The 13677-nt window shown below is 68.2% G+C and carries 15 protein-coding genes; all 15 read right to left on the bottom strand.

The features are described from left to right. Positions 1-2: 2 nt before the first annotated feature. Positions 3-1385 carry a FliI/YscN family ATPase gene (locus AC1DCJ_RS18555; RefSeq protein WP_038688474.1) on the bottom strand — a complete coding sequence of 461 codons (1383 nt, stop codon included), beginning with the start codon at positions 1383-1385 and terminating at the stop codon, positions 3-5. Then, a complete protein-coding gene (locus AC1DCJ_RS18550) occupies positions 1382-2020 on the bottom strand; it encodes a FliH/SctL family protein (RefSeq protein WP_038688472.1) in 639 nt (212 codons plus the stop codon). The genes AC1DCJ_RS18555 and AC1DCJ_RS18550 overlap by 4 nt, the downstream gene beginning before the upstream one ends. Further along, positions 2017-3003 carry a flagellar motor switch protein FliG gene (fliG, locus tag AC1DCJ_RS18545; protein ID WP_038692227.1) on the bottom strand — a complete coding sequence of 329 codons (987 nt, stop codon included), beginning with the start codon at positions 3001-3003 and terminating at the stop codon, positions 2017-2019. Before fliG ends, AC1DCJ_RS18550 begins: the two co-directional genes overlap by 4 nt. Before the next feature lie 16 nt (positions 3004-3019). Next, a complete protein-coding gene (gene fliF, locus AC1DCJ_RS18540; RefSeq protein WP_137189418.1) occupies positions 3020-4663 on the bottom strand; it encodes a flagellar basal-body MS-ring/collar protein FliF in 1644 nt (547 codons plus the stop codon). Positions 4664-4675: 12 nt separating this feature from the next. After that, positions 4676-5038 carry a flagellar hook-basal body complex protein FliE gene (gene fliE / locus AC1DCJ_RS18535; RefSeq protein WP_137189419.1) on the bottom strand — a complete coding sequence of 121 codons (363 nt, stop codon included), beginning with the start codon at positions 5036-5038 and terminating at the stop codon, positions 4676-4678. Between the two features lie 337 nt (positions 5039-5375). Continuing rightward, positions 5376-5798 carry a hypothetical protein gene (locus tag AC1DCJ_RS18530; RefSeq protein WP_478071632.1) on the bottom strand — a complete coding sequence of 141 codons (423 nt, stop codon included), beginning with the start codon at positions 5796-5798 and terminating at the stop codon, positions 5376-5378. 157 nt (positions 5799-5955) lie between these two features. Further along, the gene (locus AC1DCJ_RS18525) at positions 5956-7446 is read right to left on the bottom strand and encodes a sigma-54 dependent transcriptional regulator (protein WP_137189421.1); all 1491 of its coding nucleotides are present in this window, start codon (positions 7444-7446) and stop codon (positions 5956-5958) included. Beyond that, positions 7443-7820: a response regulator gene (locus tag AC1DCJ_RS18520; protein ID WP_038692225.1), complete on the bottom strand. Its 378-nt coding sequence runs from the start codon at positions 7818-7820 to the stop codon at positions 7443-7445. The genes AC1DCJ_RS18525 and AC1DCJ_RS18520 overlap by 4 nt, the downstream gene beginning before the upstream one ends. Before the next feature lie 14 nt (positions 7821-7834). Continuing rightward, positions 7835-9244 carry an RNA polymerase factor sigma-54 gene (gene rpoN / locus AC1DCJ_RS18515; protein WP_320487813.1) on the bottom strand — a complete coding sequence of 470 codons (1410 nt, stop codon included), beginning with the start codon at positions 9242-9244 and terminating at the stop codon, positions 7835-7837. 262 nt (positions 9245-9506) lie between these two features. Further along, on the bottom strand, positions 9507-10139 hold the full coding sequence (locus AC1DCJ_RS18510; RefSeq protein WP_038688461.1) for a response regulator: 633 nt from the start codon (positions 10137-10139) through the stop codon (positions 9507-9509). A 118-nt stretch (positions 10140-10257) separates the two neighbouring features. Further along, complete coding sequence (locus AC1DCJ_RS18505; RefSeq protein ID WP_448135787.1) at positions 10258-10848, bottom strand: PilZ domain-containing protein; 591 nt, start codon at positions 10846-10848, stop codon at positions 10258-10260. Further along, on the bottom strand, positions 10845-11153 hold the full coding sequence (locus AC1DCJ_RS18500) for a hypothetical protein (protein ID WP_313244153.1): 309 nt from the start codon (positions 11151-11153) through the stop codon (positions 10845-10847). Before AC1DCJ_RS18500 ends, AC1DCJ_RS18505 begins: the two co-directional genes overlap by 4 nt. Beyond that, entirely contained in the window at positions 11153-11569 is a 417-nt protein-coding gene (gene fliS, locus AC1DCJ_RS18495; RefSeq protein WP_038688455.1) for a flagellar export chaperone FliS, read from the bottom strand. The genes AC1DCJ_RS18500 and fliS overlap by 1 nt, the downstream gene beginning before the upstream one ends. 133 nt (positions 11570-11702) lie before the next feature. Then, positions 11703-13085, bottom strand: a complete 1383-nt coding sequence (gene fliD / locus AC1DCJ_RS18490) for a flagellar filament capping protein FliD (protein WP_478071631.1) — start codon at positions 13083-13085, stop codon at positions 11703-11705. Positions 13086-13535: 450 nt separating this feature from the next. After that, the coding region (locus AC1DCJ_RS18485; RefSeq protein WP_478071636.1) for a flagellin at positions 13536-13677 on the bottom strand (142 nt) is incomplete at its 5' end.

The raw sequence follows: 13677 nt of genomic DNA, 5'->3' as shown, positions 1-13677 counted from the left end.
GCTTAGCTCTCAGGTTCCACCAGGCGCTTGAGTGCGGCCTGGCTGTGCGGCAGGTCGGCGGCCTTGCCGACGTCCTGGCCGAGGAATTCGGCGATGTCCGACCAGCGCTCCAGCGCTTCGTCGGTGGCGGGATCGTTACCGCGCTGGTAGGCGCCGATCGCGATCAGATCGCGGTTGGACGAGTACGCCGAGACCAGACGCTTGAGCTTGCGGATGCGCAGGCGCCACGGTTCGTCGGCAATTTCGGTGACCACGCGGCTGACCGACGATTCGACGTCGATGGCCGGGTACAGGCCGCTGTCGGCCACCCGGCGCGACAGCAGGATATGGCCGTCGAGAATGGCGCGGGCGGCGTCGGCGATCGGATCCTGCGGATCGTCGCCTTCTGTCAGCACGGTGTAGAAGGCGGTGATCGACCCCCGACCCTTGGCGCCGTTGCCGGCGCGTTCCACCAGGGCCGGCAGCTTGGCAAACACCGACGGCGGGTAGCCGCGGGTGGTGGGCGGCTCGCCCACCGACAGGCCGATCTCACGCTGGGCCTGCGCGAAGCGGGTCAGCGAGTCCATCAGCAGCAGCACGTTCAGGCCCTGGTCGCGGAACCACTCGGCAATGGCGGTGGCGCGGTAGGCGCCGTGCAGGCGGGCCAGCGGCGGGCGGTCGGCCGGGCTGGCCACCACCACGGCGCGGCGCAGGCCTTCTTCGCCGAGGGTGCTTTCAACGAAATCGCGCACTTCGCGGCCACGTTCACCGATCAGGCCCACCACGATCACGTCGGCGGCGGTGTAGCGGGTCATCATGCCGAGCAGGGTGGATTTACCCACGCCCGAGCCGGCGAACAGGCCGACACGCTGGCCGCGGCCGATCGGCAGCAGCGCGTTGATCGCGCGCACGCCCACGTCCAGCGGCTGGGTGATCGGCTCGCGGGCAAGCGGGTTGATCGACACCCCAGCCATGCTCACGGTGCCTTCGGCGCGGATCGGACCCTTGCCGTCCAGCGGCACGCCATCGCTGTCGATGACCCGGCCGAGCAGGCCTTCGCCCACTTCCACGCCGCCGCGGCCCAGGACCGGCACCACCCGCGCGTTGGGCAGCAGGCCATGCAGTTCGGCGCTGGGCATCAGGTAGGTGCGCTCGCCGGCAAAGCCGACCACTTCGGCATCCACCCAGCCGCCGTCGGCCACTTCCACCTTGCAGCTGGCGCCCATCGGCGATTCGCAGCCAACCGCTTCCAGCGTCAGCCCGACCGCGCGGCGCAGCACGCCTTCGCGGATCAGGCCGCGGCCGTGGTTGCCGTCGGGCTGGATGCTGTCCAGGCGCGCGGCCAGGCGCAGGTTGCGCGCGGGCGCCCACTCGGCGGCCGGGACGGGCAGGGGTTCGGTGTTCATGCACTGGCTCCGGATTTGCGCAGCACCGCATCCAGCGCGCCACGCAGGCGGGCTTCCAGGGTGCCGTCGATGCGCACCGCTTCGGCGTGCACGCGCAGGTCGCCGCGGCTCAGGCTGACGTCGGGGGTGAGGCGCTGGGTGGGCGACAGCTGCAGCAGCGGGGTGAGTGCGGCGATGTCGTCAGGGTGCAGGCGCACTTCAACCTCGCGGTTGGCGCCGCCGACCGCGTCGACGGCCTCGCCCACCAGCTGCGCGAGCAGTGCCGGGTCGGCCTGGTAGGCACGGCCGACCAGGGTGCCGGCGATACGGACGGCCAGCTCGCCCAGCGCGGCCACCACTTCATTCTCCAGACGCACCAGCGGACGGCTGAAGTTGTCGAGGATGCCTTCGATCTGCGCGACCAGACGGCGCACCTCGGCCTGGCCCTGGGCCTGGCCGTCGGCATGGCCGCGGTCGAAGCCGTCTTTTTCGGCGGCGTCCTGGATCTGCTGGATTTCCTCCAGCGTGGGCAGCTGCAGCAGCGGTTCCGGTTCGTGCTCCGGATCCGGTTCGGTGAGTTCGAAACTCTCCTCCACCGGTGCCGGTTCGGGCACCGCCAGCAGGTCCGGGGCAAGCCAGCGCACGGCGTTGTTCACAGCATCGCCTCCGCGTTGCCGCCAATGGTGACGGTGCCTTCATCGGCCATGCGCTTGACGATGGCCAGGATCTCGCGCTGCGCCACTTCCACGTCGGACAGGCGCACCGGACCGCGTGCCTCCATGTCTTCGAGCAGGATTTCGGCGGCGCGCTGGGACATGTTGCGGGTGATCTTGTCGCGCACCTTGATGTCCGCGCCGCGCAGGGCCAGGCCCAGTCGCTCGCCGCTGACTTCGCGCAGCACCAGCTGCAGTTCGCGGTCGTCCAGGTCCACCAGATCGTCGAACACGAACATCAGGTCCTGGATGCGCCCGCTGAGCGGGGCGTCGATGCGGGCGATCTCGCCCAGGATCGCCTGGTCCTGGCCGCTGTCCATGAAGTTCAGGATGTTGGCCGCGCACTGCACGCCGCCGATGTTGGACGACTTCAGGTTCTGGTTGCCGGCGAACTGGCGCTCCATGATTTCGTTGAGCTCGTTCAGCGCGTTCGGCGGAATGCCGTCCAGGGTGGCGATGCGCAGCAGCACGTCCACCCGGGTGCGTTCGGGCAGCAGCTTGAGCGCGTCGGCGGCCTGGTCGGTTTCCAGGTGGGCCATCACGATGGCGATGATCTGCGGGTGCTCGTTGCGGACCAGGTCGGCCACCGCACGCGGGTCCATCCACTTCAGCGCGTCCAGGCCGGTGGTGTTGCGGCCGAGCAGGATGCGGTCGATCAGGTTGCCGGCCTTCTCGCTGCCCAGCGCCTGCACCAGCATGTTGCGGATGTAGTCGTCCGAGCCCACGCCCAGCGAGGTCTTGGAGCCCAGTTCGGAACTGAACTGGTCCATCACCCCTTCCACCTGGGCACGGGTGATGTCGGTCATGGTGGCCATGGCGATGCCGATCTTCTGCACCTCCTTGGGCTCCATGTGGCGCAGCACTTCGGCCGCGTCCAGTTCACCCAGCGACAGCAGCAGCACGGCGGCGCGTTGTACGCCGCTCAGCGGCGCAGTGGTGGCGTCAGTCATTGGCCACCCAGCCCTTGACCACCTGGGCCACGCGCTTGGAATCGGTCTTTACAGCTTCACGCGCCATGCGCAGTCGTTCCTCGTAGGAGTCCACCGGCAGTGCCAGGGTTTCATGTCCGGCCGCGTTCAGGCGTTCGCTGCCCAGCGCGGGCAGGCCTTCGCCATCGTCGACCAGCTGTACATCGGCACTGTGCGGTTCCAGTGCCTCATCGCTGTCTTTCTTGGTCTGGCCGGTGATCGAGCGCAGCGCCGGGCGCAGCACACCGAACACCAGGGCCAGCACCACGATCGCGCCGAGCAGCAGACGCAGTGCGTCCTGCACCTGCGGCAGCTCCCACCACTTGGGCCCTTCGACCGGGGTGACTTCACGCACGAACGGGGCATTCATCACCGACACGGTGTCGCCACGTTCGGCATCGAAGCCGACCGCCTGCTTGACCAGGGCTTCGACGCGGGTCAGTTCGGCCGCCGACAGTGCCTGCTCGGTGGTCTTGCCGTTGGCGCCGGCACGCGGCACGTTGTCCACCAGCACCGCCACCGACACGCGCTTGATGCGGCCCGCCGGCTGGCGGGTGTGCTGCAGGGTGCGGTCCAGCTCGTAGTTGCGGGTGGCGTTCTTCGAGGTTTCGGTCGGGGCGGCGGCGGTGGCCGGCGCGGCGGCCGGGCCGGGCGGGGTGTTGCTGGCCGCACCGGGCACGCCCTGCGGGCCGGGCACGTTGCTGCTGTTCTCGCTCATCTGCTCGCTGCGCAGTTTCTGCGGCTCGCCGTTGTAGAGCTCACGGGCCTCCTCGATGACCGAGAAGTCCATGTCCACGCTGGTTTCCGGATTGACCCGGCCCGGGCCGGTCATCGGTTCGAGCAGTTCGCGGATGCGCTGGTTGAACGAGGTTTCCTGGCGGCGCACCTGTTCAAACTGCGCGGCATTCATCGCCGCATCGCTGTTGGGATCGGACACGCTGAGCATGCGCCCGCTCTGGTCGACCACGGTCACGCGCTCGGGGGCCAGGTCGGGAATGCTGGCGGCCACCATGTGCACGATGGCATCGATCTGGCCGCGTTCCAGCTGCTGGCCGCCGCGCAGTTCCAGCACCACCGAGGCACTGGCCACGTCGCGCTGGCGGGTGAAGGCGCTGGGCTTGGGAATGGCCAGGTGCACGCGCGAATCGCGCACCGGGCGCAGCGTGTTGATGGTGCGCGACAGTTCGGTTTCCAGCGAATGCTGGTAGCGGGCGTTTTCCATGAACTGGCTGACGCCGAAGCCCGGATCACGCTCCATCAGCTCGAAGCCGAGCCGGCCGCTGTCGGTCAGGCCCGAGCCGGCCAGCTTCAGGCGGGCGTCGTGCAGGTTCTTTTCCGGCACGGTGATGCCACCGGTGGCCGGGTCCAGCTCGAACGGAATCTGCGCGGTGCGCAGCAGGTCGGTGGCTTCGGCGGTGGCCTTCTGGTCCAGGCCGGTATACAGCGGCACCATGCCCGGCTTCTGCGACCAGAAGAACACGAACAGACCTGCCGCCACGGCCACGGCGATCATCGCCATCAGTCCGAGCCGACGGGTGATCTGCAGGCTTTGCAGCCGGTCGAACCACTGCCCAGCCTTTTCGGTGTTCAGCGATTCTTTGGAGAGCGACAGGGCCATGCGTTTCTATCCTTACAGCGGCATGTTCATCACGTCCTGGTAAGCCTGGACGAGACGGTTACGGACTTCCACGGTGGCGCGGAAGGCGATCTGGGACTGCTGCGAGGCGACCATCACCTTGGCAAGGTCGGCACCGGGTTCACCCAGTTCGAAGGCCTTGGCCAAGGCGCCGGACTTCTGCTGGGCTTCGTTGACGCCGGCAATGGCGCCGCGCAGGGTTTCGGTGAAGCTCGGGCCCTGCACTTCCTGGGGGGACACCAGGCCCTGGATGGCGTTGCTCTTCGGCGTCTCCGTCAGCGGGCTGACGGCGGACTGCCCCATCTGGGTCTGGAAGGAGCGGATCTGGGAAAGGACGGAGGTGACGGAGTGCGACATCTGGAACGTTCCGAAGCTGGGATGGGGTTTCGGGTGAATACGTTGCAAGTGGCGTGCCGAAACCGTTTACCGGTTCAGTTTTGTTGGTGGCACAAGGGCTTGCGCGTTCACGCGGCGAGGGCGGGTGGGGCGGCCGGTCGCGTTGCGCGACGGAATGTTGCTGCGGCGCGTTGACGCGGCGCGCGTGTCGGGGCGCCGGCGTCGGAAAACCGGCGGGGTGTGGTGCAGCCACCCATGGCATGGTTCTACCGGGCGGTGTGCCGGCTGTGCGGCCACCCATGGGACGGTATCGGGGTAGAGCCACCCCATGGGTGGCTGCTCTTGTGTGGCTGCTCTTCTAGGGCGTCAGCGTCCAGCGGCCGCTGTTCTGGCGGCGGGCCGGGGCGATGGGACCGGCGTGCTGGGTGAAGACGAACATGCCCTCGCTGTCGGTCAGGCAGGTGAGCAGCAGGGTGTAGGCGGCGGTTCCGCCAGGGAAGGCTTCGCGCATCTGGATTTCACCGAGGTGCGGGACGTGGCGCTGGTAGCGGTAGGTGCCCTGCACGCGGATCGGGGTGCCCAGAATCTCCAGCACGTACTGGTCGGCCGCGAAATTCACCTGCACCATCCGCCCGGCGTTGGGGTTGTCGGGGCGATAGAGCGGATCGCTCATATTGATGAACTGGCGCGCGTCGAGCGTGGTCGGCAGGGTGCAGGCCGGGGTTGCCAGGGAGGGGGTGGGCAGCACGGCCAGGAAGAGCAACACGGGGAACAGGCGCATCGGATGACCTCCACGGGGATGTGCTTTGATGCTAGTCAGTGCATGGCGCGTGTCTGTAGGAAACGTTGCAATCTGGCTGCCGGCCGTTGCCGCGAACGCCACAACGACAAAGCCCGGGACAGGCCCGGGCTTTGTGTCATTCCAGCGTGCGGTGGGCTCAACCGGCCAGTTCGGCCTGGTCGCGCTCGATCCCGTACTTGCGCAGCTTTTCCACCAGCGTGGTGCGGCGCAGGCCAAGCAGCTGGGCGGCGTGGGCGACCACGCCCTGGGTGCGTTCCAGTGCTTCGTTGATCAGGTTCAACTCGATGTTGGCCATGTGGTTGCGCAGGTCCAGGCCGGCGTCGGGCAGGGCGGGGGCGCGGGCGGCCGGGCCGGCGTCCGCGGCGGCACCATTGCCCGGCGTCGGCACGTGGAAGGAAAAGCTGCGCAGGTCCAGGCGCTCGTCGGCCACCGGCGCCGGGGCCACCACGGGCGCCGGTACGCTGACGCTGAAATCGCCGCGATAGCGCGCCGGCAGGTCCTGCACGCGCACGGTGCCGCCGGGGTGCAGTACGGCCAGGCGCTCGACCAGGTTGGTCAGTTCGCGCACGTTGCCGGGCCACTCGTAGCTGGCCAGCGCCTGCAGGGCTTCGGCGCTGAAGCGCACTTCGCCGCGGCCAGTGCGCGCCAGCTGCGCGGCAATGGTGGTCACCAGCGCCGGCAGGTCTTCGCTGCGCTCGCGCAGCGCCGGCACGTCGATCGGGAACACGTTGAGCCGGTAGAACAGATCTTCGCGGAACTTGCCGTCGGCAATGCGCGATTCCAGGTCGCGGTGGGTAGCGGCAATCACGCGCACGTTGCAGCGGATGGTCTGGTTGCCGCCCACGCGCTCGAAGCTGCGCTCCTGCAGCACGCGCAGCAGCTTGACCTGCATCGGCAGGCTCATGTCGCCGATTTCATCCAGCAGCAGGGTGCCGCCCTCGGCCATTTCGAAGCGGCCCTTGCGGGCGCTCAGCGCACCGGTGAAGGCGCCCTTTTCGTGACCAAACAGCTCGCTCTCCAGCAGCTCGGCCGGGATCGCCCCGCAGTTGATCGCCACGAACGGGCCATCACGGCGCGGCGAGCGCTGGTGGATCGAGCGCGACACCACTTCCTTGCCGGTGCCCGATTCGCCCAGCACCAGTACGGTGGTGTCGAACGCGGCCACCTGTTCGATCATCTGGCGCAGGGCGCTTACCGCCGCCCCTTCGCCGGTGGGCCCCTGTTCCTGCACGGCACCGGCCTGGTGCTCGGCGTCCAGCCGCTTCAGGCTGGCGCGGCGCAGCAGCGCTTCCATCTGCGCGTGGCGCAGCGGCGCTTCCAGCGGCCACACGTTGGCTTCATGCAGGCCATGCTGCTGGGCGAAGCGCGGGGCGTCGCCGTCGATCAGCATCACCGGCGGCGGCAGGGCGCCCTGGCCGGCCCAGGCAAACAGCGCATCGCTGCGCGCGCCGGCTTCCAGGCCGCCGATGATCACGGCCATCCAGTCGGTGGAGCGCTGGCGGGTGATGTCGAAATCGGCCGCGTCGGCCACCCAGCGCGGGTTGAAGTCCATGAATTCGAGCAGGGCGACAGTGCGCTCGGCACGCACCGCGTCGCTGTCCAGTACCAGGATGCGCGACTCACTCATGATCCATTCCCCTTCAGACCTTCCAGGATCGGCATGACCTCCTGGATGTAGGACAGCTTGCTGACGAAGTTGTCCGCGCCGGCACGCAGGGCGTGCTCGCGGTGCTCGACGTCGTCGAAGTGGCTGGCGATGACGATGTACGGGGCATCGTCCTGCGACTTGATCAGGCGGGTGGCCTGCAGGCCGCCCATTTCGGGCATCGCCAGGTCCATCAGCACCACTTGCGGGCGCAGCGTTTCCGAGCGTTCGATGGCCTCCAGGCCGTTGGCGGCGCTGCCGATCACGTCCAGCCAGTCGACCTTGCGGAAGTGGCGCATGGCGGCGTTGATGAAGCCCTCGTGGTCGTCGACCAGCAGGACGGTGAGCTTGTTCATGTCTTCCATTTCCTTCAGCCCACCCGGGCCAGTTGCGGGGTCCTGGCATTGATCCGGCGGCGTTCACGCGCCGGGGCGATGTCCAGTTGTTCGCGGTATTTTGCAACGGTACGGCGGGCGATGTTCACCCCCTGGCGCGACAGCAGGCCGGCGATGGCTTCGTCGGCGAGCGGGCGTCCGGCCGGTTCGGCGTCGATCAGGCGGCGCACCATGGCCTTGACGGCCTGGCCGGAGACGCTGGCGCCTTCCAGCCGCACGGCGAAGAAGTGCTTCAGTTCCAGGGTGCCGCGCGGCGTCTGCAGGTACTTGCCGGTGGTGATGCGCGACACGGTCGATTCGTGCATGCCGATCGCATCGGCCACTTCCTTCAGGGTCAGCGGCGCCATGGCCTCTTCACCGCGGGTAAGGAAGCCGGCCTGGCGCTCGATGATCACCCGGGTGGTGCGCAGCAGGGTGTCGTAGCGCATCGACAGGCCGCGGGTGAGCCAGCGCGCTTCCTGCAGCATGTCGCGCAGCGGCTGGGCCGCCTCGCCGGCATCGGCCAGCGCATGCTCGTAGCTGGGGTTGATGCTCAGGCGACGGCTGGTGGCCGGGTTCAGCGCCACGCGCCACTGGTTGTCGGCGTGCCAGGCGATGACGTCGGGGATGACCACGCCGTTGTCGTCCGGGCGCAGGCTGTCGCCCGGGCGCGGCTGCAGCGACAGGATCAGCCGGACGGCTTCATGGATGTCGGCCACTTCGGCATCGAGCTGGCGGGCCAGGGCGATGTAGTCGTGCGCGGCCAGGCTTTCCAACCCCTCGTCGAGCACGCGCTGGGCCAGGTGGCGGGCCGGGACGCGGCCGGGCAGGGCGCGCAGCTGCACGCTCAGGCATTCATGCAGGTCGCAGGCGGCCAGGCCGGCCGGGTCGCCGTGCAGGATCTGCTGGCGGACCGCTTCCACGCCGGCGGCGTCCACGTCGTGATGGGCGCTGGCCAGCAGCTGCAGCTGGGCCAGCGGCGCGTCCAGGTAACCGGCGTCGTCGCAGTGCTCCAGCCAGAAACCGGCGACGGCCAGTTCACGTGCGTCCAATTCCAGGGTCAGGCGCTGCAGGGCGCGCAGGTGCGGGTCGCTGGATTCGTCGGCGGCAATCCGCTGCATGCGGTCATCGTCGCCGTCCTGCCAGCTGGCACCAGGCACGTCCCACATCGCGCTTTCGGGCAGCTCGTCGAACGCGGCCACTTCCTGCACGGTGGTGGTGTCGCTGGTGTCGGCGGCGGGCGCTTCGGGCGCCTCTTCGATCTCCAGCAGCGGGTTGGTCTCCAGGGCGCGGCGGATTTCCAGCTCCAGCTGCATGCCATCCAGCTGCAGCAGACGGATCGACTGCAGCAGCTGCGGCGTGAGGTGGAGCTGCTGACCCAGCTGGGTCGACATCGTCGGCTTCATGTGTATTCCCCATCGCACCGACTCCCCGGCGCGTTATGGAACACATCTTGCTTGTGTTATCCCGACACCGTAATCAGGGGGTTCCCTAGTGCTGTCGTCAGATTCCTGACAGTGAGTCAGGAAATCCCCTACACCGACGCGGGAAATTGACGCCGCCTGCGGCTGGAACCCCTGTATCTGGTCGCCCGGATGACCCGGCGCCGTTCAAAATTCCGTCGCCGCCCCGCCTGAAGGCTTCAGGCTGCCGGAGAACCGACGCGGTTCATTCCAGTTCGTGCTGGTGGCGCGCGGCGAGCAGCAGCAGATCATTGGCGCGGCGGCAGCCCAGCGACTCCATCATGCGCGCGCGGTGGGTTTCCACCGTCTTGACGCTGATGCCGAGGTCGGCGGCGATTTCCTTGTTGCTTTCGCCGCGGCCGATCTGGCGCAGGATCTCGCGCTGGCGGGGCGACAACGCGGCCACGCCCACCGGCTTTTCCTTGCCCAGCATGGGCGCCAGCATCTTGGCCGAGATCTGCGGGCTCAGGAACACCTGGCCGGCATGGGCGGCCAGCAGCGCCAGTTCCAGCTCCTGCGGGGCCGCGTCCTTGACCACGAAGCCGACCGCGCCGCGGTCGAGCGCGTCGCGCACGTGCACCGCGTCGTCGTGCATGGTCATCATCACCACCCGTGTGCCGGGGGCGCGCAGCAGGATGTCGCTCAGGGCTTCCAGGCCGGTACGGCCCGGCAGCGACAGGTCCATCAGGATGACATCGGGGCTGTGCTGGATGGCCATCTGCAGCGCCTGTTCGGCATTGCTGGCATCGGCGACCACCTCGACATTGGCAAAGCCCTGGAGCAGGCGGCTGAGGCCGGCGCGGACCAGGGTGTGATCGTCGACGATGAGAACGCGCACAGGCAGGCTTGGGGGGATGTGAAGAAGACGGCCACCTTAACGGAGTGGCGGCCTACCGCCAAGCCGAACGCGTCACGGTGTGCCGTGCCGGCCGCCGGCCGGCACCCTTGAGCCCCGGTTACGGGCGGCGATCGGCCAGACGCGCCTGGGCGATCTGGCGCCGGTGCAGGCGGAACAGGTGGCGTTCCAGCGCCATTTCCAGCGCATCGCTCATCGGCTCGAAGCGCAGCCAGAGGAAGTGCGCGCCGGCGCCGGTGGCCGCTTCGGCCAGCACGGCGACCGGCAGGTCGATATGGTCGGGCAGCCAGTCGCAGGGCTGCAGCCGGATCACGCCCAGGCTGCCGGCGGCCGCGCCGCTGCGCGCACCCTGTTCCAGGCGGATGCCCCGGCGCGACCAGCGCAGCGGGCGCAGGTCCAGGTCCTGGGCGCTTTGCCGCACCAGCCGGCCCAGCAGCACCATGGTCAGGTCCAGCTTGGCCTCCAGCCGCTGCATCTGCGCCGTGGATTCGCCGCGATCGTCGTGGCCGTCGTCGCTGCGTGCATCTTCCACCAGGGCCACGCTGCGCAGCAGGGTTTCGGCCGTGCCGGGGCGTATCACCGCACTGCCCAGGCGGAACTCGGCCGGCAGCGCCACCTCGCAGCTCAACGTTTCATCGAACAGCTCGCTTTCGGCCGGATGATGGATGGCCGCGGGGCGCGCGTCGTTCATGCCAGCGACTCCGCGGTGAGGTAGGCGTGCGCCGCCCGGTTGGCGTTGGCGCCGTGGCGCAGGTGGCGGCCGGCTTCGTCGCGCTGGCTCATCATCATCACCATGATCCGCTGCTGGCGGCCTTCCAGGGCACTCAGGCCGGGCACATCGTCGAGGGCGCCGGGCTGGGCCAGGAACCGCGCCTGGTTGACGTGCAGCGTATCCAGGCAGTCGCTGGCACGCTCGTGGTCATCGGCCAACAGCGCGGTTTCCAGCGTGTCCAGCTCGGTATTGAGGTCGGCCAGGGTGAGCAGGGTGGTGGCCATTACAGCGCGGCCTGGGCAGGCACGCGCTGGTCGCGCGGAATCGCGTTCCAGGCGGCGTCGATTTCGCCCAGCAGCTCCAGCGATTCGCGCAGGGCTTCGGGGTCGTTGTGCAGGTTGGCTTCGGTCAGCCGCTGCATCACATAGTCATACAGCGCCGACAGGTTACCGGCGATCTCGCCGCCGGCCTCGTGGTCGAGCGAGCCGTTGAGGTGGCCCACGATCGCGCAGACTTCGCCGATCGCCTTGCCCTTGCGGGCCTGGTCGCCGCCTTCCAGGCAGGCCTGGGCCAGTCGTACGCGTTCCAGCGCGCCGGCCAGGAGCAGGGCAACCAGCTTGTGCGGATCGGCATCGGTGATCGCGCTCTGTACGCCGACCTGCCGGTACTGCTCGGTGAATTGACGGTTCGAACCGTACATCAATCATGTCTCCTTCGTGCGGGGCCGCGTGCCTCGCGAGGTCTGCGGCACCGGGGGTGGAGCCTGCGTTGGTACTGCGTCGGTACCTGTATCGGCAGCGTGCGCGATTAACTTGAGCACGCTGCCGTAGGGATCAACCGGCCAGCTGGCTGAGCTGCGCRCTCAGCGAGGAGGTGGTCTGGCTGAGCTTGCCCATCAACGTATCCAGGGCCAGGAACTGCTTCTTGTAGCGCTCTTCGACACCGGCCATGCGCACGTCCAGGGCCTTGCGGCGCTTGTCGATGTCGGTGAGGGTGGCATTGATGCTCTTGGTGCGCGAAACGAACGCGCCTTCCTTGCCCACGGTGGTGCTGGTGTAGCCATCCACCATGTTGAACAGCTTGGCGGCCGCGCCGTCATCGCCGGTCAGGGCCTGGCGCACCGCGCCGGCCTGGTTGACCAGGGCCGCTTCGAACTTGGTGGCATCCAGCACCAGGCTGCCATCGGCATTGGGGTAGGCGCGGGTCTGCAGCCCCAGCGTCTTGGGGTCCAGGCCGGCTGCGGCCAGGTCCTTGAGCACGCCGCCCATCATCGCGCGCAGCTGGCTGGACGCGCCGCGCATCTGCGCATCGCCGGTCAGCGACGACGGCTCCTTGTTCTCGATGTCGTACTTGGTGGCGGTGTTGATGGCGCTGATGGCGCCGTTGTAGGCGGTCACGAAGTCCTGCATGACCTTGCGTGCGGCGGCCACGTCGGTGCTGACCGTCACCGTACTCTTGCCGGTCTTCTTCAGGTTCAAGGTCAGGCCCGGGACCACGTCGGTGACGGTGTTCTCGCTGGCCACCACTTCAACGCCATCGATGGTCAGCTTGGCATCGGCCGCCGGGGTGCGCTCGGACATGCTGGCTGCCAGGGCGGTCAAATCGGCATTGCCGGCGCCCGCGCTGAGCTTGATGGCGTTGGCGGTGCCGGCCTTTTCCTGCGAAATCGACAGGAACTGGTTGTCGCCCGAGGCGATCAGGGTGGACTGCACGCCCAGGCTGCGGCCGGCCTTTTCGATCTTGGTGCGGATCGAAGAGAGGGTGTCATCGGCTTCGACCTGGATTTCCAGCGTCTTCTTCTTGTCGCCCACGCCGACGTCCAGCGTCAGGGTTCCGGCGCCGAAGGTCTTGGTCTTGGACACCGACGTGTCGGCGATCCATTTGTTGGCCGTGGCCAGCTGGGTGACGTCGATCTCGTGGCTGCCGGTCGCCGCGGCGTTGGTGCTGGTGACCGTCAGGATGTCGTCGGTGCCGCTCTTGGTCGCACTGACCAGGCGGGCATCGAACGCGGTGGAGGCCTTGAGCGCCTTGAGCGAGGTGGTCAGCAGGTCGAACGCGGACTTGACCGTGCCCACCGCCGACAGCTGCATCTTGGCCTTGGACTGCTGCAGGTTGAGTGCGTTGTCCGCCGGCTTGCGGTCGGCCGCGACCAGGCTGGCCACCATGCCGGAAATATCCAGTCCGGAACCGATGCCACCATAACCAAAGTCAGCCACGTTGTTTCTCCTGTCTGTGAGCCGCCGCGGGGGTGCCGCGTGGCCGTGCTGTCAACGAATGTAGCGGCCGTAGCCGCCGGGTCTTTAGAACCACGTTGATGCAGGAGTTGTGCCACTGGCTCGGCGCGGAAGAATGGCACGCGCTTTGCAGGGGTATCCGGGCGGGACGCAGTACGGTCCGGCCGGGGGTCTGTAAAAAACCCTCCTCCAATGTAGAGGAGGGCTCAGGCTACTGAAAAAGCGGGGGGAGACGAAGCCACCCGGGATGTTCAGTCAAACTAACAGCGCTGATAACGGTTCTGCCGCAGGGGCGGGCCATGGCCACGGGGATGTGGCTGCCGGGAGAGAGAGTCCGGCCCATGGCCATGGCCCGTTCCTGCGTGACGTTTGAACGGATGTTTCGGGGTTTACCCGCGCCGCCGGCGGTTGCCGGCGGCGTGGACGCGTGGATCAGCGCAGCAGGCTGAGCACGTTCTGCGGCACCTGGTTGGCCTGGGCCAGCATGGCCGTACCGGCCTGCTGCAGGATCTGGGTGCGGGTCAGCTCTGCGGTTTCCTTGGCGAAGTCGGTATCGCGGATGCGGCTACGCGAG

It is taken from the genome of Stenotrophomonas sp. 10N36 (genome assembly GCF_056395005.1).
This window is presented reverse-complemented; position numbering and strand designations above follow the sequence as displayed.

Coding starts and splice junctions, on each gene's coding strand:
- AC1DCJ_RS18500 (WP_313244153.1), bottom strand. CDS start 11,153: ATGGCCACCACCCTGCTCACCCTGGCCGACCTCAATACCGAGCTGGAC.
- AC1DCJ_RS18505 (WP_448135787.1), bottom strand. CDS start 10,848: ATGAACGACGCGCGCCCCGCGGCCATCCATCATCCGGCCGAAAGCGAG.
- rpoN (WP_320487813.1), bottom strand. CDS start 9,244: ATGAAGCCGACGATGTCGACCCAGCTGGGTCAGCAGCTCCACCTCACG.
- fliS (WP_038688455.1), bottom strand. CDS start 11,569: ATGTACGGTTCGAACCGTCAATTCACCGAGCAGTACCGGCAGGTCGGC.
- AC1DCJ_RS18525 (WP_137189421.1), bottom strand. CDS start 7,446: ATGAGTGAGTCGCGCATCCTGGTACTGGACAGCGACGCGGTGCGTGCC.
- AC1DCJ_RS18555 (WP_038688474.1), bottom strand. CDS start 1,385: ATGAACACCGAACCCCTGCCCGTCCCGGCCGCCGAGTGGGCGCCCGCG.
- AC1DCJ_RS18530 (WP_478071632.1), bottom strand. CDS start 5,798: ATGCGCCTGTTCCCCGTGTTGCTCTTCCTGGCCGTGCTGCCCACCCCC.
- fliE (WP_137189419.1), bottom strand. CDS start 5,038: ATGTCGCACTCCGTCACCTCCGTCCTTTCCCAGATCCGCTCCTTCCAG.
- AC1DCJ_RS18520 (WP_038692225.1), bottom strand. CDS start 7,820: ATGAACAAGCTCACCGTCCTGCTGGTCGACGACCACGAGGGCTTCATC.
- fliF (WP_137189418.1), bottom strand. CDS start 4,663: ATGGCCCTGTCGCTCTCCAAAGAATCGCTGAACACCGAAAAGGCTGGG.